Genomic DNA, 15466 nt, shown 5'->3' on the forward strand with positions numbered 1-15466 from the left:
ACTCACAAACTGCCGACATTCTCGGCAGTTTGTTTTTAATTACACAGATTATTAAGGTTTATTATGTCACGCACCATTATTCTCATCCCAATCAGCGCCGGCGTCGGTCTGACCAGCGTCAGCCTCGGCTTAATCCGTTCTCTGGAACAAAAAGGCGCTAAAATCGGTTTTATGAAACCGATTTCCCAGCCGAATACCGACGAAGATAAAATCGACCGCACCACTTCCATCGTCCGCACCAGCACGACGCTGGAAACCGCCGAACCGTTCATGCTAAGTGTGGCGGAAAGTTTAATCGGTCAGAATCAATCCGATGTACTATTGGAAAAAATCGTTGAAAATCATCAGCGCCTTTGCAAAAACAATGAAATCATCGTTGTAGAAGGGCTGATCCCGACCCGTAAGCACGCTTACGCCAGCAGCATTAACTATGAAATCGCACAGGCGCTTGATGCGGAAATCATTCTGGTCGCCGCACCGGCTACCGAAACGCCGGCAGAACTGAAAGAACGCGTGGAAGCCGCGGCTTCTCAGTTCGGCGGCCGCCACAACCCGAATCTGTTAGGGGTTGTGATTAATAAATTTAACGCACCAATCGATGAAACCGGCCGTACCCGTCCGGATCTAAACGAAATTTTCGACGCCTATCAGCACAGCCATAATAACGCCTCCGAAGTGTACAAACTGTTTGAAGCCAGCCCGATCAAAGTATTGGCCTGTATTCCTTGGAACGCCGAACTTATCGCTACCCGCGTCATCGATCTGGTGAACCATTTGGGCGCGGCAATCATTAACGAAGGGGAAATCAAAACCCGTCGTATCCGCGGTATTACATTCTGCGCCAGAACCTTAACCAACATGGTCGAACACTTCCGCACCGGCAGCCTGCTGGTGACTTCCGCCGATCGTCCCGATGTATTGGTCGCCGCCGCATTGGCCGCCAGCAACGGTATCGCACTGGGCGGGATACTGCTAACCGGCGGATATAAAATCGACAGCCAAATTAAGAAATTATGTCTGCCGTCGTTCCAAAAATCCGGCTTACCGATCTTCCGCATTGAAGGCAATACCTGGCAGACAGCGCTGACCTTGCAAAGTTTTAATCTGGAAGTGCCGGTTGACGATAAAGATCGTATCGAAAACATCAAACAATATACGGCGGCACAGTTCGATGCCGATTTCATCAACTACATCGTTGCCGAATCTTCTCGTTTGCAGCGCCTGTCTCCGCCGGCATTCCGTTTACAGTTGACCGAACTGGCGCGCGCGGCGAAAAAACGCATCGTTCTGCCGGAAGGCGATGAACCGCGTACCATCAGAGCCGCCTCGCTGTGTGCGGAACGCGGCATTGCCGAGTGCGTACTGTTGGCCGATCCGGTGGATGTTAAACGGGTTGCCGATGCGCAGGGCGTGAAACTGGGCGCGGGTATTACCGTGATTGATCCGGCAAGCGTGCGCGAAAATTATGTGGCGCGTTTGGTTGAGCTGCGTAAAAACAAAGGCATGACCGAACAATCCGCGCGCGAACAATTGGAAGATACCGTCGTGCTCGGCACCATGATGCTGGAAGCCGGTGAAGTGGACGGTCTGGTTTCCGGTGCGGTACACACCACCGCCAATACTATTCGTCCGCCGATGCAGATTATTAAAACGGCACCGGGCAATTCGATTATTTCCTCGATTTTCTTCATGTTGTTGCCGGATCAGGTTTTGGTTTACGGCGACTGTGCGGTCAATCCGGATCCGACGGCAGAACAGCTGGCGGAAATCGCTATCCAGTCCGCCGATTCCGCCAAAGCCTTCGGGATTGATCCGAAAGTGGCGATGATCTCCTACTCGACCGGCTCTTCCGGCAGCGGCGTGGATGTGGAAAAAGTGAAAGAAGCGACCCGCATCGCGCAGGAAAAACGCCCGGATCTGATTATCGACGGCCCGTTACAATACGATGCCGCCGTGATGGAAGACGTGGCGCGTTCCAAAGCGCCGAATTCACCGGTCGCCGGTAAAGCCACCGTGTTTATCTTCCCGGATCTGAACACCGGTAACACCACTTATAAAGCGGTACAGCGTTCGGCGGATCTGGTCTCCATCGGCCCGATGCTACAAGGCATGCGCAAACCGGTTAACGACCTGTCCCGCGGCGCCTTAGTGGATGATATCGTTTACACCATTGCGCTGACCGCCATTCAGGCGACCCAATAAGGCGATAAACTTTGCCAATAATGACCGCACTTTAGCCGTTTAATCTAAAGTGCGGTCATTTTTTTCACCGTTTTTGTCCGAATCAGTCTCTTTCGCTCCCCTTTTTCTATCCGGTTCATTAATTTCATTCATGTAATTTGTGAAAATTATGATATTGCATAATACACCGGCTTTCGGCATTATAAACCTCACAGAGACGTTTAGACGTCTATTTAATGAAAACGGTTTATAATACAAACAGGAGCAGCACATGACGACATTTCACTTATCCGGTTTTCCGCGCGTAGGCGCAAAACGCGAACTTAAATTTGCCCAGGAACGTTACTGGCGCGGCGACATCGCCGAACAGGACTTACTGGATATTGCCAAAGCGCTGCGCGAAATCAACTGGAAACATCAGGCGGCGGCAAATGCGGACTATGTGGCGGTCGCCGATTTCACCTTTTATGATCATATTCTGGACCTTCAGGTTGCCACCGGCGCGATTCCGGCACGTTTCGGTTTTGACGGCCGCAATCTGACGCTGGCGCAATATTTCCAGCTGGCGCGCGGCAACCAAGAACAATTTGCGATCGAAATGACCAAATGGTTTGATACCAACTATCATTATCTGGTGCCGGAATTTAGCCAAGAGACCGAATTTAATGCCAATCCGGCGCATTATGTGCAACAAATCCGTGAAGCAAAAGCGCTCGGATTTAACGTCAAACCGACGATTGTCGGCCCGCTGACGTTCCTCTTTCTGGGTAAAGAAAAAGGCTCGACATTTAATCGTTTGGATTTATTGCCTAAGCTGTTGCCGGTTTATGTGGAAATCCTCAATGCGCTGGCGGCGGAAGGTACCGAATGGATCCAAATCGACGAACCGGCACTGGCGGTGGATCTGCCGGCGGAATGGCTGGCCGCTTATCAGGAGGCGTATCGCACCCTTGCCGGCGTCAAAGCGAAATTATTGCTTGCCACCTATTTCGGTTCCGTGGCCGAGCATGCCCCATGGTTAAAAGCCTTGCCGGTTGACGGTTTACATCTTGATTTAGTGCGCGCACCGGAACAGCTTGCCGCTTTCAGCGATTATGACAAAGTGTTATCCGCCGGGGTGATCGACGGCCGTAATATCTGGCGCGCCAATCTGAACGACGTGCTGGATGTACTTGAACCGTTAAAAGCGACCTTCGGCGAGCGTTTATGGATCGCGCCGAGCTGTTCGCTGCTGCATACGCCGTACGATTTAGCCGTCGAAACCCAATTGCAAGCCGACAAACCGGAATTGTATGAGTGGCTGGCATTCAGCTTGCAGAAAATTCAGGAATTACGCGTAATTAAGACCGCACTTGAGCAAGGTCGCGCCGCAGTCAGCGCCGAGCTGGCCGCCAGTCAGGCCGCCGCACAGGCTCGGGCGAACAGTCAGGAAATTCACCGTCCGCAGGTGGCACAGCGATTGGCCGAGTTGCCGGCGGGAGCGGATCAACGTCAATCGCCGTTTGCCGAACGAATTAAAAAACAAAATGCCTGGTTAAACTTACCACTGCTGCCGACTACCACTATCGGTTCTTTCCCGCAGACGGCGGAAATCCGTCAGGCTCGCGCCCGGTTTAAAAAAGGCACGCTCAGCGCGGCCGATTATGAAGCGGCGATGAAAAAAGAAATCGCCTATGTGGTGCGTCGTCAGGAAGAGCTGGATCTGGACGTGCTGGTTCACGGCGAAGCGGAGCGCAACGACATGGTGGAATATTTCGGCGAACTGCTGGACGGTTTTGCCTTCACCAAATTCGGCTGGGTGCAAAGTTACGGTTCGCGCTGTGTGAAACCGCCGGTGATCTACGGTGATGTCGTTCGCCCGGCAGCGATGACGGTGCGCTGGTCAACCTATGCGCAAAGCCTGACCGACAAAGTGATGAAAGGCATGCTGACCGGGCCGGTAACGATTTTACAATGGTCGTTCGTGCGCAACGATATTCCGCGCGCCACCGTCTGTAAGCAAATCGGCGTGGCGCTGTCCGACGAAGTATTGGATTTGGAAAAGGCCGGCATTAAAGTGATTCAAATCGATGAGCCGGCTATCCGCGAAGGGTTGCCGTTAAAACGCGCGGATTGGGATGCCTATCTGCAATGGGCGGGTGAAGCGTTCCGGCTAAGCTATATGGGCGTGCAGGATGATACGCAAATCCACACGCATATGTGTTATTCCGAATTTAACGATATTCTGCCGGCAATTGCCGCGCTGGATGCGGATGTAATCACTATCGAAACCTCCCGTTCCGATATGGAGCTGTTGAACGCATTCGCCGATTTCAAATACCCGAACGACATCGGCCCGGGAGTGTACGATATTCACAGCCCGCGCGTGCCGAAAGCGGAAGAAATCGAGCATTTATTGCGCAAAGCGCTGAAAGTGGTAGCGAAAGAGCGCTTATGGGTGAATCCGGACTGCGGTTTGAAAACCCGCGGCTGGCCGGAAACTGTCGCGCAGTTGAAAGTGATGGTTGACGTCACCAAAAAATTACGCGCTGAGTTTGCCGCATAACCAAAAACATCGCCAAAAACTACCGCACTTTAGTGCCGACCGGCTTAAAGTGCGGTTTATTTTGGCCGAGAATCCGTCAATAAAATAAGGTGATTAGCGTCAGCGTCCAGATAATGCTTAACGCCGGCCCCAAAAAGCCGATAATCACTCCACCTAAGCGAAATTCCGATTGCTTAATTAACCCGGTACTGAAGGCAATGGCATTCGGCGGCGTCGAAACCGGTAAAAACAAGGCGCAGGAGGCGCTCAGCCCGATAACCAGCGGCAAAATCAGCGAATTAATTTCCGCCCCGCCGCCGACCATCGCCAATAAAGACACGCCCATTGGGATCAAAATGGTGGTCGCCGCAGTATTGCTCATAAAATTCGACAACACGACGGTAATAAAGCCGAATAAAACCAGCAACGTGATAAAACTGACCTGAATATGGCTGATCTGCTCCACAAAATGCGCCGCAATGCGTTGTTCTTCAATCGCCAAGCCCAGCGCCAGACCGCCCGCCACCAGCATCAGCGTATCCCACGGCAGCTGACGGATATCTTTTGCATCCAGAACGCCGGTAATGGTCAGACAGACGATCGGAATACCCGATGCGGCCGCCACCGGAATACCAATCCATTTGGAGGTCAGCCAGCAGAATAACGTTACCGCCAAAACGATTAAAACGACCGTTTTTTGCAGATTTTCCGCCCGATTGGACTGTACCGCCGCCGTTTCTCGCAGAAAAGCGAAATCCAGCGGCGCTTCCCGATCCACCTGATATTTTTTCACTAAAACCCGCCAGAAAATCAGCAGTAACACCAGCGCCAGCGGCGTGCCGACCATCATCCATTCTAAAAAGGAAATCGGATACCCCAGTTTTTCCAGCGCGCCGACGGCAATAGCATTCGGCGCCGAACCGATAATCGTTCCCATACCGCCGACCGAGGCCGCCGCCGGAATGCCCAGTAATAATGCTTTGGACAGGTTCGAACCGCTCGCCAGCCGAGTAAATAACGGGCTGATTGTGGCAATCATCATCGCCGTGGTGGCGGTGTTACTCATCAACATGGACATCACCGCCGTCACCAGCATCAAGCCCCATAACACGCGGGCGGGTTCGGTACCGAATTTTGGCAGAACAATCTTCAGCAAGCGCAAATCCAATTTGGTCTTTTTCATCGCTTCCGCCAGAAAAAAACCGCCCAGAAACAGCCAGATAACGCTGTCCGACCAAGTTTGCAGATACTGAAAGGCATCATAGGCTTCGCTTTTGCCCATCACCAGAACCAGAAAGCCGACGATCAGAATACTGACGGAAAACGGCGGAATGGCTTCCGTCACCCACAGGCAGACCGCAAAAAACAGTAAAAACAGCACATAATTCTGGATCGAAGAAAAGCTCTCGTCGGAAAACAATAATGTCATCCCCAAAGCAAAAACGACAGAAAAAAAGAACAAGACAACATTTCGGTTACGCACGATTTTCATTGCCTGCCAAAACTGCGCCACATTCATACACACCTCTCCGCTGGTTAATTAATATCTTGTTTGATTGTAATGGAAACCTATGATTTGTAATGTGATCGCATTCAAACAAATCGGTTTTACTTTGTATTTTCCGTGATATTATGTGAATTTTAGGTTAAATTTGTTAATTTAAACAGCTATTTTGCCGGCGTTTGTTAAATCGAGTTCGGGTTTAATGCCCTGCCGGCGAGGAATTTTATGCTATACTCAAGCGATTCAAACGCTATATCGGCACATATTCAACCAATAAGGAGGATCTATGCACGTCACCAGTTCAGCCATTCAACAGGGGGTTTTTGCAGACAAATACGGCAAGCGCGGCACACAGTTCAGCCCGAACGGCATGCCGACCTACTCCATTCCCTTTGAAATTCAGGATGCACCGGCCGAAACCAAATCCTTTGCCGTGGTGCTGGAAGATAAAGATGCGATTACCGCCAGCGGCTTTGTTTGGATCCACTGGCTTATCGCTAATCTAAAACGCCGTTCGGTACAGGAAAATGAAAGCCAACATGCCACCGATTATGTACAGGGCGCCAACAGCTGGGCCAGCGTGCTGGGCAAATTCGATATTACGGAAGCCGCTTTTTACGGCGGTATGGCGCCGCCGAATTGCCGGCATCGCTATGAGTTAATCGTCTATGCGCTGGACTGTGAACTCGATCTGCCGACCGGATTCCGCTTTAATGATCTGCATTTTGCCATGCAGGGGCATATTTTGGCTCAGGCGAGCGTTATGGGAACCTACGATGTCTAACCGCCCTGATGCCAAGCGGTGCTAAACGAGAAAAAGTGCGGTCGATTTTTTAACCAAAAAACGTTAACAATTTCTACCGCACTTTTTGGTTAACTTCTTAACATTATTAGCTGCGTAACCCGACGCCTTGTTTAATCAGGTAAAAGGCGAGGCCGTAAAGTGCGGTGATAAATAACGCCAATACGCCGAATGTATAAGTCAGCCCTACATCACTGATGCCGAGAAAGCCGTAACGAAAACCGTTGATCATATAAACAATCGGGTTCAGTTTGGAGACCGCCTGCCAGAACGGCGGCAGCAATGAAATGGAATAAAACACCCCGCCGAGATAAGTCAGCGGCGTCAACACAAAAGTGGGAATAATGCTGATATCGTCAAACGAACGGGCAAACACCGCATTAATCAGCCCGCCCAGCGAAAACGTGGCGGTCGTCAACAATAAGGTGACGGCAATCACCCACCAGGCATGAATATCAAAAGAAACGAAAAACAGCGAAACCATGGTCACCAATATGCCGACGCCGATGCCGCGCGCCATACCGCCCGCCATATAACCGAGAATGATAATATGCGGTGAGGTGGGCGAAATCAGCAACTCCTCCACATTGCGCGCGAATTTGGTGCTGTAAAAAGAAGAGGCCACATTGGCGAACGCATTGGTCAGCGACGACATCATAATCAGCCCCGGTACAATAAACTGCATATAGCTGAAACCGCTCATTTCGCCGATACGGCTGCCGATTAACTGACCGAAAATCACAAAATATAAGGTCATGGTAATCACCGGCGGCACCAATGTCTGCACCCAAATGCGGGTAAAGCGGCGGATTTCTTTGGTTAAAATCGTGGTAAAGGCAATCCAGGATTGTGTCATGTTAGGCTCCCTGTCCATCTTCATGCGGTTTATTCAACGCCATGGAAACAAATAATTCTTCTAATCGATTGGCTTTGTTGCGCATACTCAATACTTTAATGCCCTGCTCGGTAAGCTGGGCGAACAGCTGGTTCAATCCCTGTTCGCGCCGGACTTCCACCTCAATGGTATTGGCGTCCACATAATCCAGCCGATAATGCTGGATTTGAGGAAGCGGGCTTTTCATCGCCAGATCCAGAATAAAGGTTTCCGTTTCCAGTTTAGCCAGCAGATCTTTCATCGGCATATTCACCACCAAACGCCCCTGCTGAATAATGCCGATATTGCGGCACAGCATTTCCGCTTCTTCCAGATAATGGGTAGTCAGAATAATGGTGGTTCCCTGTAGATTCAATTCGCGCAGAAATACCCACATGGTGCGGCGCAATTCAATATCTACCCCAGCGGTGGGTTCATCCAGAATCAATAACTTCGGATGATGCATTAAGGCGCGGGCGATCATTAACCGGCGCTTCATCCCGCCGGATAAACGGCGCGACTGCTGATGACGTTTATCCCACAAATCCAGTTTTTTCAGCCAGATTTCCGCCCGCGCCAGAGCGGTTTTGCGCGCAATGCCGTAATAGCCCGCCTGATTGACTAAAATATCAATAACGTTTTCGAACTGATTAAAATTAAATTCCTGCGGCACTAAACCGATGTGCTGTTTCAGGCGGCTTAAATCCTTATCCAGATCGTCGCCGAAAACCCGCACGCTGCCCGCGCTTTTGTTCACCAGCGAGCAGATAATGCCAATAGTGGTGGATTTTCCCGCACCGTTATGTCCCAGCAAGGCGTAAAAATCCCCCGCCTGCACGGTTAAATCAATGCCGTGCAACGCTTTGACGCCGTTTTTATATTCTTTGGTTAATCCTTTAATTTCTAATGCAAACATAATGTTCTCAATTAAATTTTGCTTATATCAAAGCGGGTTAAATCAATGCCGTCCGGTGTGGCATAAAATGCCGCCAGCGCCTGACGCAGCGTTTCCGCACGTTTCGGCAAACCGTTTTCCGCATAGGCTTTCACCTGAGCATAAACCGCCTGTTTAAATGGCTGCGTATCGCCCGGATCGCCGTTTAAATTATCCGCACTGGCGATATAGCGAAAACCGGCCGCCGTAGCCAGAATCCACTCAATCGCCTGCGGTTTGACTTCCACTTTTTCAAATTCGCGCTGGCGCGCCGCCGACCGCCCGTCCGGCTCATACCAGTAACCGAAATCCTCCAGCTTACGCCGTTCCTTACCCGCCACCAGCCAGTGCGCAATCTCATGCAGTGCGCTGCTGTAAAAGCCGCGAGCGAAATAAATCGCGTTGTACGGACAATCCGCATTGGCCGGCACATAAAGCGGTTCTTCGCCGCCTTTGACTAACCGGGTGTTATATTCCCATGCAAAACACCGATTAAAAATCGCGATAATGTCTTCCAGACGATGTTCCATCAAAACTCCAAATCAATCAAAAAATTAAGGACGTCAAAAGGACGTCCTCACATTATCCGCTATTCTGGCATTATTTAAAACTGTCTAAATTTTTTAATGCTTCAATGCGTTTTTCCAGCGGCGGATGGCTTAAAAACAACGCGCTTAAACCGCCGGTTTTACCGTTAATGGCAAACGCCGCCAGTTGGCCTTCCATATCCTGCGGTTCGTGAATCTGCTGCAAACGTTGCAGAGCGGCGATCATTTTCTGTTTGCCGACTAAACTGGCTGACCCCGCATCGGCACGAAATTCGCGATACCGGGAAAACCACATGGCGATCATGCTGGCCAGAAAACCGAACACCAGTTCCAATACCATCGAAATCATAAAATACATGCCTTGACTGGTTTCGCCGTCACGGTTGCTTGCCGCCACTTTGGCGATCATACGGGAAATGAAAATCACAAAGGTGTTCAGCACCCCTTGCAGCAAGGTCATGGTAACCATATCACCGTTTTTGATATGGCTCATTTCATGCGCCAGCACCGCTTCCGCTTCATCTTTAGTCATCGCATTGAGCAGACCGGTACTGACCGCCACCAGCGAATTTTTTTTACTCGCGCCGGTGGCAAAGGCATTAACATCGGCAGAATGATAAATCGCCACCTCCGGCATCGGTAATGCCGCGGCGTTTGCCTGCGAGCGCACGGTTTCCAGCAACCAACGCTCCTGCTCGTTGCGCGGCTGTTCGATAATCTGTCCGTTTACCGCTCGCAGCGCCATGGATTTGGATAACAACAATGAAATCAGCGAGCCGGAAAAACCGAACAGCGCCGCCATAATCAGCAAGCCCGCCGCATCCTGCGACTGAATGCCGGTCAGACTTAAAATAATATTGAAGACGACTAAAACCGCCATATTGGTTGCTAAAAACAGCAAAATTCTCATCATAGAAAGTTCCTCGTTGATAAATCAGGGTAGTGTGTAAACTGTTGTTAATAATAGTTATAAATTTGTTAAATTCAAGGGTCAACAGAAAAAATTTACCATAAACTCATCTGTTGCAGACGGTTTTGCGCCGGCACGTTCACATGTAAGCCTATTAAACGCACTTCACGCCCTTGGCAGCGTTGCCAAATTTGCCGTAATAAGGCAATAAAATTTTCTCGCTGAAATGCCACCGCACTTTTTTCCAGCGTGGTGATCTGAAAATCGGCAAATTTCAGTTTCACCCCGATTTTATTGAACGCAGACAGCGGCAGTTGAGGACAGGCATGCTGCACGCGCTGCAATAACATCGGGTATAAGCGATCCAGTATGCGAAGCCCATCATCAAAATGGGAAATATTTGTGCTTAACGTGGTTTCCACGCCGACGGATTTGCGGACGCGGTGCGGTTGCACTTCCCGCTCATCAATGCCATGACTGAAAGACCAGATACGGCGCCCTATTTTACCGAATTGATGCAACAGGATAGCTAAATCGAACCGCTGTACATCGGCACAGGTTTGTAAACCGAGCCGGGCCAGACGTTGAGTGGTGACTTTTCCCACGCCGGGAATTTTATGCAGCGCTAAGGTGCGCACAAATTCCGCCACCTCTTCCGGTTTAATCACACACTGTCCGTTCGGTTTATTCTGATCGGAGGCGATTTTGGCCAGAAACTTTAGCGGCGCCACGCCGGCGGAGGCGGTCAGCCCCACTTCATCGAAAATCGCCCGGCGGATGGCCTGCGCGATCCAAGTGGCCGAACCGGAACATTGCCGGCAATCCGTCACATCCAGATAGGCTTCATCTAAAGACAACGGCTCCACTCTATCGGTATAACGCAAAAAAATCTGCCGGATTTGCTGCGAAACCTGTTTATACAGCGGCATATTCACCGGCAGCAACACTAAATCCGGACACAGTTTCAGCGCCTGCGCGGTCGGCATTGCACTGTGTAAACCGAAACGGCGGGCAATATAATTGCAGGTACTCAACACGCCCCGCTGACTCAAAGCACCGCCGACCGCCACCGGTTTGTCCTGTAAATCGGGATTATCCCGTATTTCAATGGAGGCGTAAAAACAGTCCATGTCAATGTGAATAATTTTGCGGGTCATCAGATTCATAACAAGTGCGGTCAAAAATAGCGAAATTTTTAACCGCACTTTAGCACAACAAACTGTATAAATAAACAGTTATTCGCGAGCCAGCGTCAATACTTTGGAAAACAGCCGTTTAAATTCCAGCGGAACGGACTGACTGCCGCGTTTTTCGATTTCCGCCGATAAGGCAATGGCCAGATCCGGCTTGGATGTGCGCTGAATGGCGCGCTGAATGATGCGGCTGACCGGATAATTGTGCGCCGGCGAGGTCTGCCCGCGCGCCAGCCGGATAAATACCGATTCGAATCCGGCATAATAGAAAAAATGTTCTATATCGCGTTTCGGCAATATGGTGATGCGGCTGTTGTCGTTGTCATCCTCCTCCAGCATACTGCGCGCCGATTCCGCGTATTTGCGCCCGGCTTCATCGCCGTCGGTCAGTACATACCATTCGATGCCCATGGCTTTCACATATTTCAGCAGCGGACGTAAACCGCACTGCGCAAATTCCACGATACGAATGCCTTCCATCGCCAGATCGATCCCCATTAATGCGGCCAGTTCGGTTAAAATCCAGACTTCCGTTTCCCCTTCGACCAGCAACCACAGGCGGGAAAACAGCGCCAGACTGCGGTTATGGTGAATATGAAACGTCAGCCGGCGCAAATCCTCCCGCCCCAGGGTTTTGGATGTCAGCTGGAAAGCTTTGGTGCGATCCACCGCTCGGATCAGGCGGCAGATGGCGCGTAATTCCACCTGAGAAATCAGTTCCACGGAATTTGTCGTGGTAATCCGCTGCATCGGCAAATAGCTGACCAGTTCCCAGGCAATGGCCACCATGCGCGGGTGCAGGCGCGATTCCGGCGCTTCAAATAAAATAATCGGGCGGATTAATTTACTGAGCGAGATCTGCTCGGAGGTAATAAAAAGCGATGCCAGATAACGGAATAACTGTTTGTGTAATACGCGGGTCTTATCCTGACGCAGTTTCAGACAAAGCGCTTTGGCGTCATTCCAAAGTGCGGTCACATCCTGCATTAAATCGGCGCTGTCGTGACGACGCAGAAAATAATACTGCAACAATAAACCCACCGACTGAATTTCTTTGTTCAGCCGGGCATCCTGCTGGCGGCCGTTTTGCGCCAAGAACGGCGGATTAAGCACAGTCGGCGTATGATGATTCAGGCGGGCGTCACGAAAACGGTAAACCGGATGGCGGGCGATTAAGGATAAAGCGATGTGTTCGCTGTCCGGCAGCGGAATTTTTTTGCCTTCCTGATCCAAAAACGCATATTCCGTTACAACCCGATTGTCGTAAATGCCGCCGCTAACCTGAAAATAAAGCCGCGCGTAACCGTCGTCGTTGTGAACAAATAAGGGTTGATACGCAAGATTGGCGGGCGCCGAACGCTCTGTGGTCTCATGTTCGCAGAAGGTAAACAGAATATTGATTTCGTTGGTTTGTTCATTTTTATCATCGGCGAGATAAAAATCCGTCGGCGTAAAGCGGTACAGTTTTTTTTCGGTATTAAAAATCAGACTGAGTGCCGCCAGCAAACTGGATTTGCCCCACGCATTTTCACCGATCAGCACCATATTCGGATACAGTCTGAAAGATAAGCGGTTGATTCCGCGAAATCCCATTATCTCCAATCGTCGTAAATACATAATCCCCTCTTTGTGTTTCCTGCCACGGTAACGTAAAATAACACACAATGATCAACAACCCCTAACACTTTCACGTTAAATAATATTATTCACTATGTACGAAGGATTACTGATTGTCTTAGGCCCGATGTTTGCGGGTTACTGCATTAAAACCCATCACGCCGCACTGCTGCATCGCATTAATCAGATCGTGATGCTGCTGTTGTATATTATTTTATTCGTGATGGGATTTTCATTAGGGCAGCTGGATGATCTTGCCACCCAGTTGCCGCGGATTGCCTTATCCGCACTGACCTTTGCGGTGATTATTCAAAGCTGCAATCTTGTCGGTCTGCTGGCTTACGACAAGCTTTTTCCCTGCCCGTTGCAGCGCCGGCGTTCGGATATGCCGCCGCGCCGTCGCCTGTTGCTGGATAGTGTTATTCTTTGCGCGATGGTGTTGTTCGGTTTTCTGGCGGGCTTGTTGGGAAAGGCATGGATAGCGCTGCCTTTCGGCACCAGCACGTATATTTTGGTTGCGCTGATCTTTTTTGTCGGTATTCAGCTGCGCAATAACGGCATTTCGCTGCGCGAGGTGTTGTTTAACCGGCGCGGGATTTATACCGGCGTCATTTTTATTATTACCTCGCTGCTGGGCGGCGTTATCTCGGCTTATGTTTTAAATCTGCCGCTCACTCAGGGACTGGCGATCGCCTCCGGTTTCGGCTGGTATTCTTTATCCAGCGTCATTATCAACGATGCCTGGGGCGCCGTATTCGGCAGTATCGCTTTTTTCAACGATCTCTCACGGGAAATTCTCAGTCTCTTTATTATTCCGTTTTTTATGTTTAACCACCGCTCTACCGCCGTCGGGATTGCCGGCGCCACCGCGCTGGACTGCACACTGCCGATTATTCAGCGTGCCGGCGGCATTGAAGTGGTACCGCTGGCAATCAGCTTTGGTTTTATCACCAATATCGTACCGCCGGTTTTACTGGTGTTTTTTTCCTCGCTGCCGGTTTAATTTATTGGCGTTTTTTCCTGTCCGTGCTTACAGCTGCTGATACACTTTCAGCGCATACGCATCGGACATACCGGCGATATAATCGCAGATCATTCTTTTTTTATAGTTAGCCGCCGCATTCCGCCAGCGGTTTGCGGTATTGCGCGGCAACAGGCGCAGCGGGTCGCTTTCGAAAATCTGAAACAGCTCGGTCAGAATACGCTGGCCTTTATATTCGATCCGCTGGGTTTCCACATCTCTGATCACATATTGCCAGACGAATTTTTTAAACACATTTAATACCGCGATCACCTCCGCCGGCAATTCGGCGTTATAGCGCAGCAAAGGCTCGGAAAAATCCGCCGTGACTTTCCAGCGTACATGGGTAATAAAATAATTCACCAACGCGCCGATGGCATTTTTGCGTTCATAATGGAAATCGGAAAACAGCTTTTGTGTAATCTCATCGATATGTTCTCTGATCCAACCGGATTGACAGCTTTTCAGCGCGTTCAACGCCTCCTGCCATTGATGCCGGTTTACCACGCCGACCACAATGGCATCTTCCAGATCATGCACACCGTAGGCAATATCGTCGGCCAGCTCCATAATGCTGCAATCCAGCGATTTATAACGGGTTTTCAAGGTTTGCGCAGCATTTTGGCGATTTTCCGTAAAGGCGCCGAATAAAGTGCGGTCGTTTTCGGACAAAGGTTCCAGCAGCCAGTGAAACATTTCAATATCATCGCGGAATAACCCTTTGCCCGGCCGCCAGTCATCGATTTTGACATAGCGGGGATCGGTGTTTTCAACCGACGGCAGCTGGTCGTATTGCGGTGAGGAGACATCCAGAATCGTCGGGTATTTCACAATACCGAGCAGAGTGCGGCGGGTAAGGTTCATGCCGGCTGTCGGCGTATAAGGCTCCAGCCGGGTCAACAAGCGGAAAGTCTGCCCGTTGCCTTCAAAACCGCCGTGATGACGCATCATATAATTCAGCGCCACTTCGCCGCCATGCCCGAACGGCGGGTGTCCGATATCGTGAGCAAAACACAGGCTTTCGATCAAATCATTGGTGGGCAACAATAATTTCAGCTGTTTTTGCAGCGCCGTTTTATCCGCTTCTGATATAAATGCGCCGAAAGCATCGGCAAATTTCAGTTGCGAGACCAAACTGCTGCCGATTTGCGCCACTTCAAGGGAATGGGTCAGACGGGTGCGATAAAAATCATTTTCGCCCACCGCATGAATCTGGGTTTTTGCCTGCAAACAGCGAAACGCAGCACTGTGTAAAATACGCCCGCGATCGCGGCGAAAAGGCGGGCGGTGATCTTTTTCGCGCGGCTTGTCGGCCACAAAACGCGCCTGCCAAGCCGGATTAATGAGGTTTTTCATGT

Annotated in this window: 12 protein-coding genes; 4 read left to right on the forward strand and 8 right to left on the reverse strand. The window is 50.5% G+C overall.

Annotated elements, in window-relative coordinates; genetic code table 11:
- Positions 1–63 precede the first annotated feature (63 nt).
- Entirely contained in the window at positions 64–2202 is a 2139-nt protein-coding gene (gene pta / locus ACESOH_RS05215) for a phosphate acetyltransferase (RefSeq protein ID WP_373100159.1), read from the forward strand.
- Between the two features lie 250 nt (positions 2203–2452).
- Positions 2453–4726 carry a 5-methyltetrahydropteroyltriglutamate--homocysteine S-methyltransferase gene (metE, locus tag ACESOH_RS05220; RefSeq protein WP_373100160.1) on the forward strand — a complete coding sequence of 758 codons (2274 nt, stop codon included), beginning with the start codon at positions 2453–2455 and terminating at the stop codon, positions 4724–4726.
- 76 nt (positions 4727–4802) lie between these two features.
- Here the strand turns inward: metE and ACESOH_RS05225 are convergent, their stop codons facing one another.
- A complete protein-coding gene (locus ACESOH_RS05225) occupies positions 4803–6197 on the reverse strand; it encodes an SLC13 family permease (protein WP_373100426.1) in 1395 nt (464 codons plus the stop codon).
- Positions 6198–6495: 298 nt separating this feature from the next.
- On the opposite strand from ACESOH_RS05225, the gene ACESOH_RS05230 reads away from it, so the two are divergent.
- Positions 6496–6993, forward strand: coding sequence for a YbhB/YbcL family Raf kinase inhibitor-like protein (locus ACESOH_RS05230; RefSeq protein ID WP_373100162.1), 498 nt, complete (start codon positions 6496–6498; stop codon positions 6991–6993).
- A 106-nt stretch (positions 6994–7099) separates the two neighbouring features.
- Here the strand turns inward: ACESOH_RS05230 and ACESOH_RS05235 are convergent, their stop codons facing one another.
- From ACESOH_RS05235 to ACESOH_RS05260, 6 genes are all read right to left on the reverse strand, one after another.
- Positions 7100–7867 carry an ABC transporter permease gene (locus ACESOH_RS05235; RefSeq protein ID WP_373100163.1) on the reverse strand — a complete coding sequence of 256 codons (768 nt, stop codon included), beginning with the start codon at positions 7865–7867 and terminating at the stop codon, positions 7100–7102.
- A gap of 1 nt (position 7868) precedes the next feature.
- Positions 7869–8801, reverse strand: coding sequence for an ABC transporter ATP-binding protein (locus ACESOH_RS05240; RefSeq protein ID WP_373100165.1), 933 nt, complete (start codon positions 8799–8801; stop codon positions 7869–7871).
- An 11-nt stretch (positions 8802–8812) separates the two neighbouring features.
- On the reverse strand, positions 8813–9349 hold the full coding sequence (locus ACESOH_RS05245) for an elongation factor P hydroxylase (RefSeq protein WP_373100166.1): 537 nt from the start codon (positions 9347–9349) through the stop codon (positions 8813–8815).
- A 70-nt stretch (positions 9350–9419) separates the two neighbouring features.
- The gene (gene htpX / locus ACESOH_RS05250; protein ID WP_373100168.1) at positions 9420–10280 is read right to left on the reverse strand and encodes a protease HtpX; all 861 of its coding nucleotides are present in this window, start codon (positions 10278–10280) and stop codon (positions 9420–9422) included.
- A gap of 92 nt (positions 10281–10372) precedes the next feature.
- Positions 10373–11443 carry a DNA polymerase IV gene (gene dinB, locus ACESOH_RS05255; RefSeq protein WP_373100170.1) on the reverse strand — a complete coding sequence of 357 codons (1071 nt, stop codon included), beginning with the start codon at positions 11441–11443 and terminating at the stop codon, positions 10373–10375.
- A gap of 69 nt (positions 11444–11512) precedes the next feature.
- Positions 11513–13087 (reverse strand): DUF2813 domain-containing protein, encoded by a 1575-nt coding sequence (locus ACESOH_RS05260; RefSeq protein WP_373100171.1) that lies wholly within the window; start codon positions 13085–13087, stop codon positions 11513–11515.
- Between the two features lie 94 nt (positions 13088–13181).
- Here ACESOH_RS05260 and ACESOH_RS05265 point away from each other — a divergent pair, with 94 nt between their 5' ends.
- Complete coding sequence (locus tag ACESOH_RS05265; RefSeq protein WP_373100172.1) at positions 13182–14090, forward strand: LysO family transporter; 909 nt, start codon at positions 13182–13184, stop codon at positions 14088–14090.
- Positions 14091–14117: 27 nt separating this feature from the next.
- Here ACESOH_RS05265 and ACESOH_RS05270 read toward each other — a convergent pair whose 3' ends face one another.
- Entirely contained in the window at positions 14118–15464 is a 1347-nt protein-coding gene (locus ACESOH_RS05270) for an anti-phage deoxyguanosine triphosphatase (RefSeq protein ID WP_373100174.1), read from the reverse strand.
- Between the last annotated feature and the right edge of the window lie 2 nt (positions 15465–15466).

The organism is Necropsobacter rosorum (genome assembly GCF_964241405.1).
Lineage (GTDB): Bacteria > Pseudomonadota > Gammaproteobacteria > Enterobacterales > Pasteurellaceae > Necropsobacter > Necropsobacter rosorum.

Excerpts from the sequence above, each read along its gene's own strand:
- pta (WP_373100159.1), top strand. The coding sequence starts at position 64 with ATGTCACGCACCATTATTCTCATCCCAATCAGCGCCGGCGTCGGTCTG.
- metE (WP_373100160.1), top strand. The coding sequence starts at position 2,453 with ATGACGACATTTCACTTATCCGGTTTTCCGCGCGTAGGCGCAAAACGC.
- ACESOH_RS05225 (WP_373100426.1), bottom strand. The coding sequence starts at position 6,197 with ATGAAAATCGTGCGTAACCGAAATGTTGTCTTGTTCTTTTTTTCTGTC.
- ACESOH_RS05230 (WP_373100162.1), top strand. The coding sequence starts at position 6,496 with ATGCACGTCACCAGTTCAGCCATTCAACAGGGGGTTTTTGCAGACAAA.
- ACESOH_RS05235 (WP_373100163.1), bottom strand. The coding sequence starts at position 7,867 with ATGACACAATCCTGGATTGCCTTTACCACGATTTTAACCAAAGAAATC.
- ACESOH_RS05240 (WP_373100165.1), bottom strand. The coding sequence starts at position 8,801 with ATGTTTGCATTAGAAATTAAAGGATTAACCAAAGAATATAAAAACGGC.
- ACESOH_RS05245 (WP_373100166.1), bottom strand. The coding sequence starts at position 9,349 with ATGGAACATCGTCTGGAAGACATTATCGCGATTTTTAATCGGTGTTTT.
- htpX (WP_373100168.1), bottom strand. The coding sequence starts at position 10,280 with ATGATGAGAATTTTGCTGTTTTTAGCAACCAATATGGCGGTTTTAGTC.
- dinB (WP_373100170.1), bottom strand. The coding sequence starts at position 11,443 with ATGAATCTGATGACCCGCAAAATTATTCACATTGACATGGACTGTTTT.
- ACESOH_RS05260 (WP_373100171.1), bottom strand. The coding sequence starts at position 13,087 with ATGTATTTACGACGATTGGAGATAATGGGATTTCGCGGAATCAACCGC.
- ACESOH_RS05265 (WP_373100172.1), top strand. The coding sequence starts at position 13,182 with ATGTACGAAGGATTACTGATTGTCTTAGGCCCGATGTTTGCGGGTTAC.
- ACESOH_RS05270 (WP_373100174.1), bottom strand. The coding sequence starts at position 15,464 with ATGAAAAACCTCATTAATCCGGCTTGGCAGGCGCGTTTTGTGGCCGAC.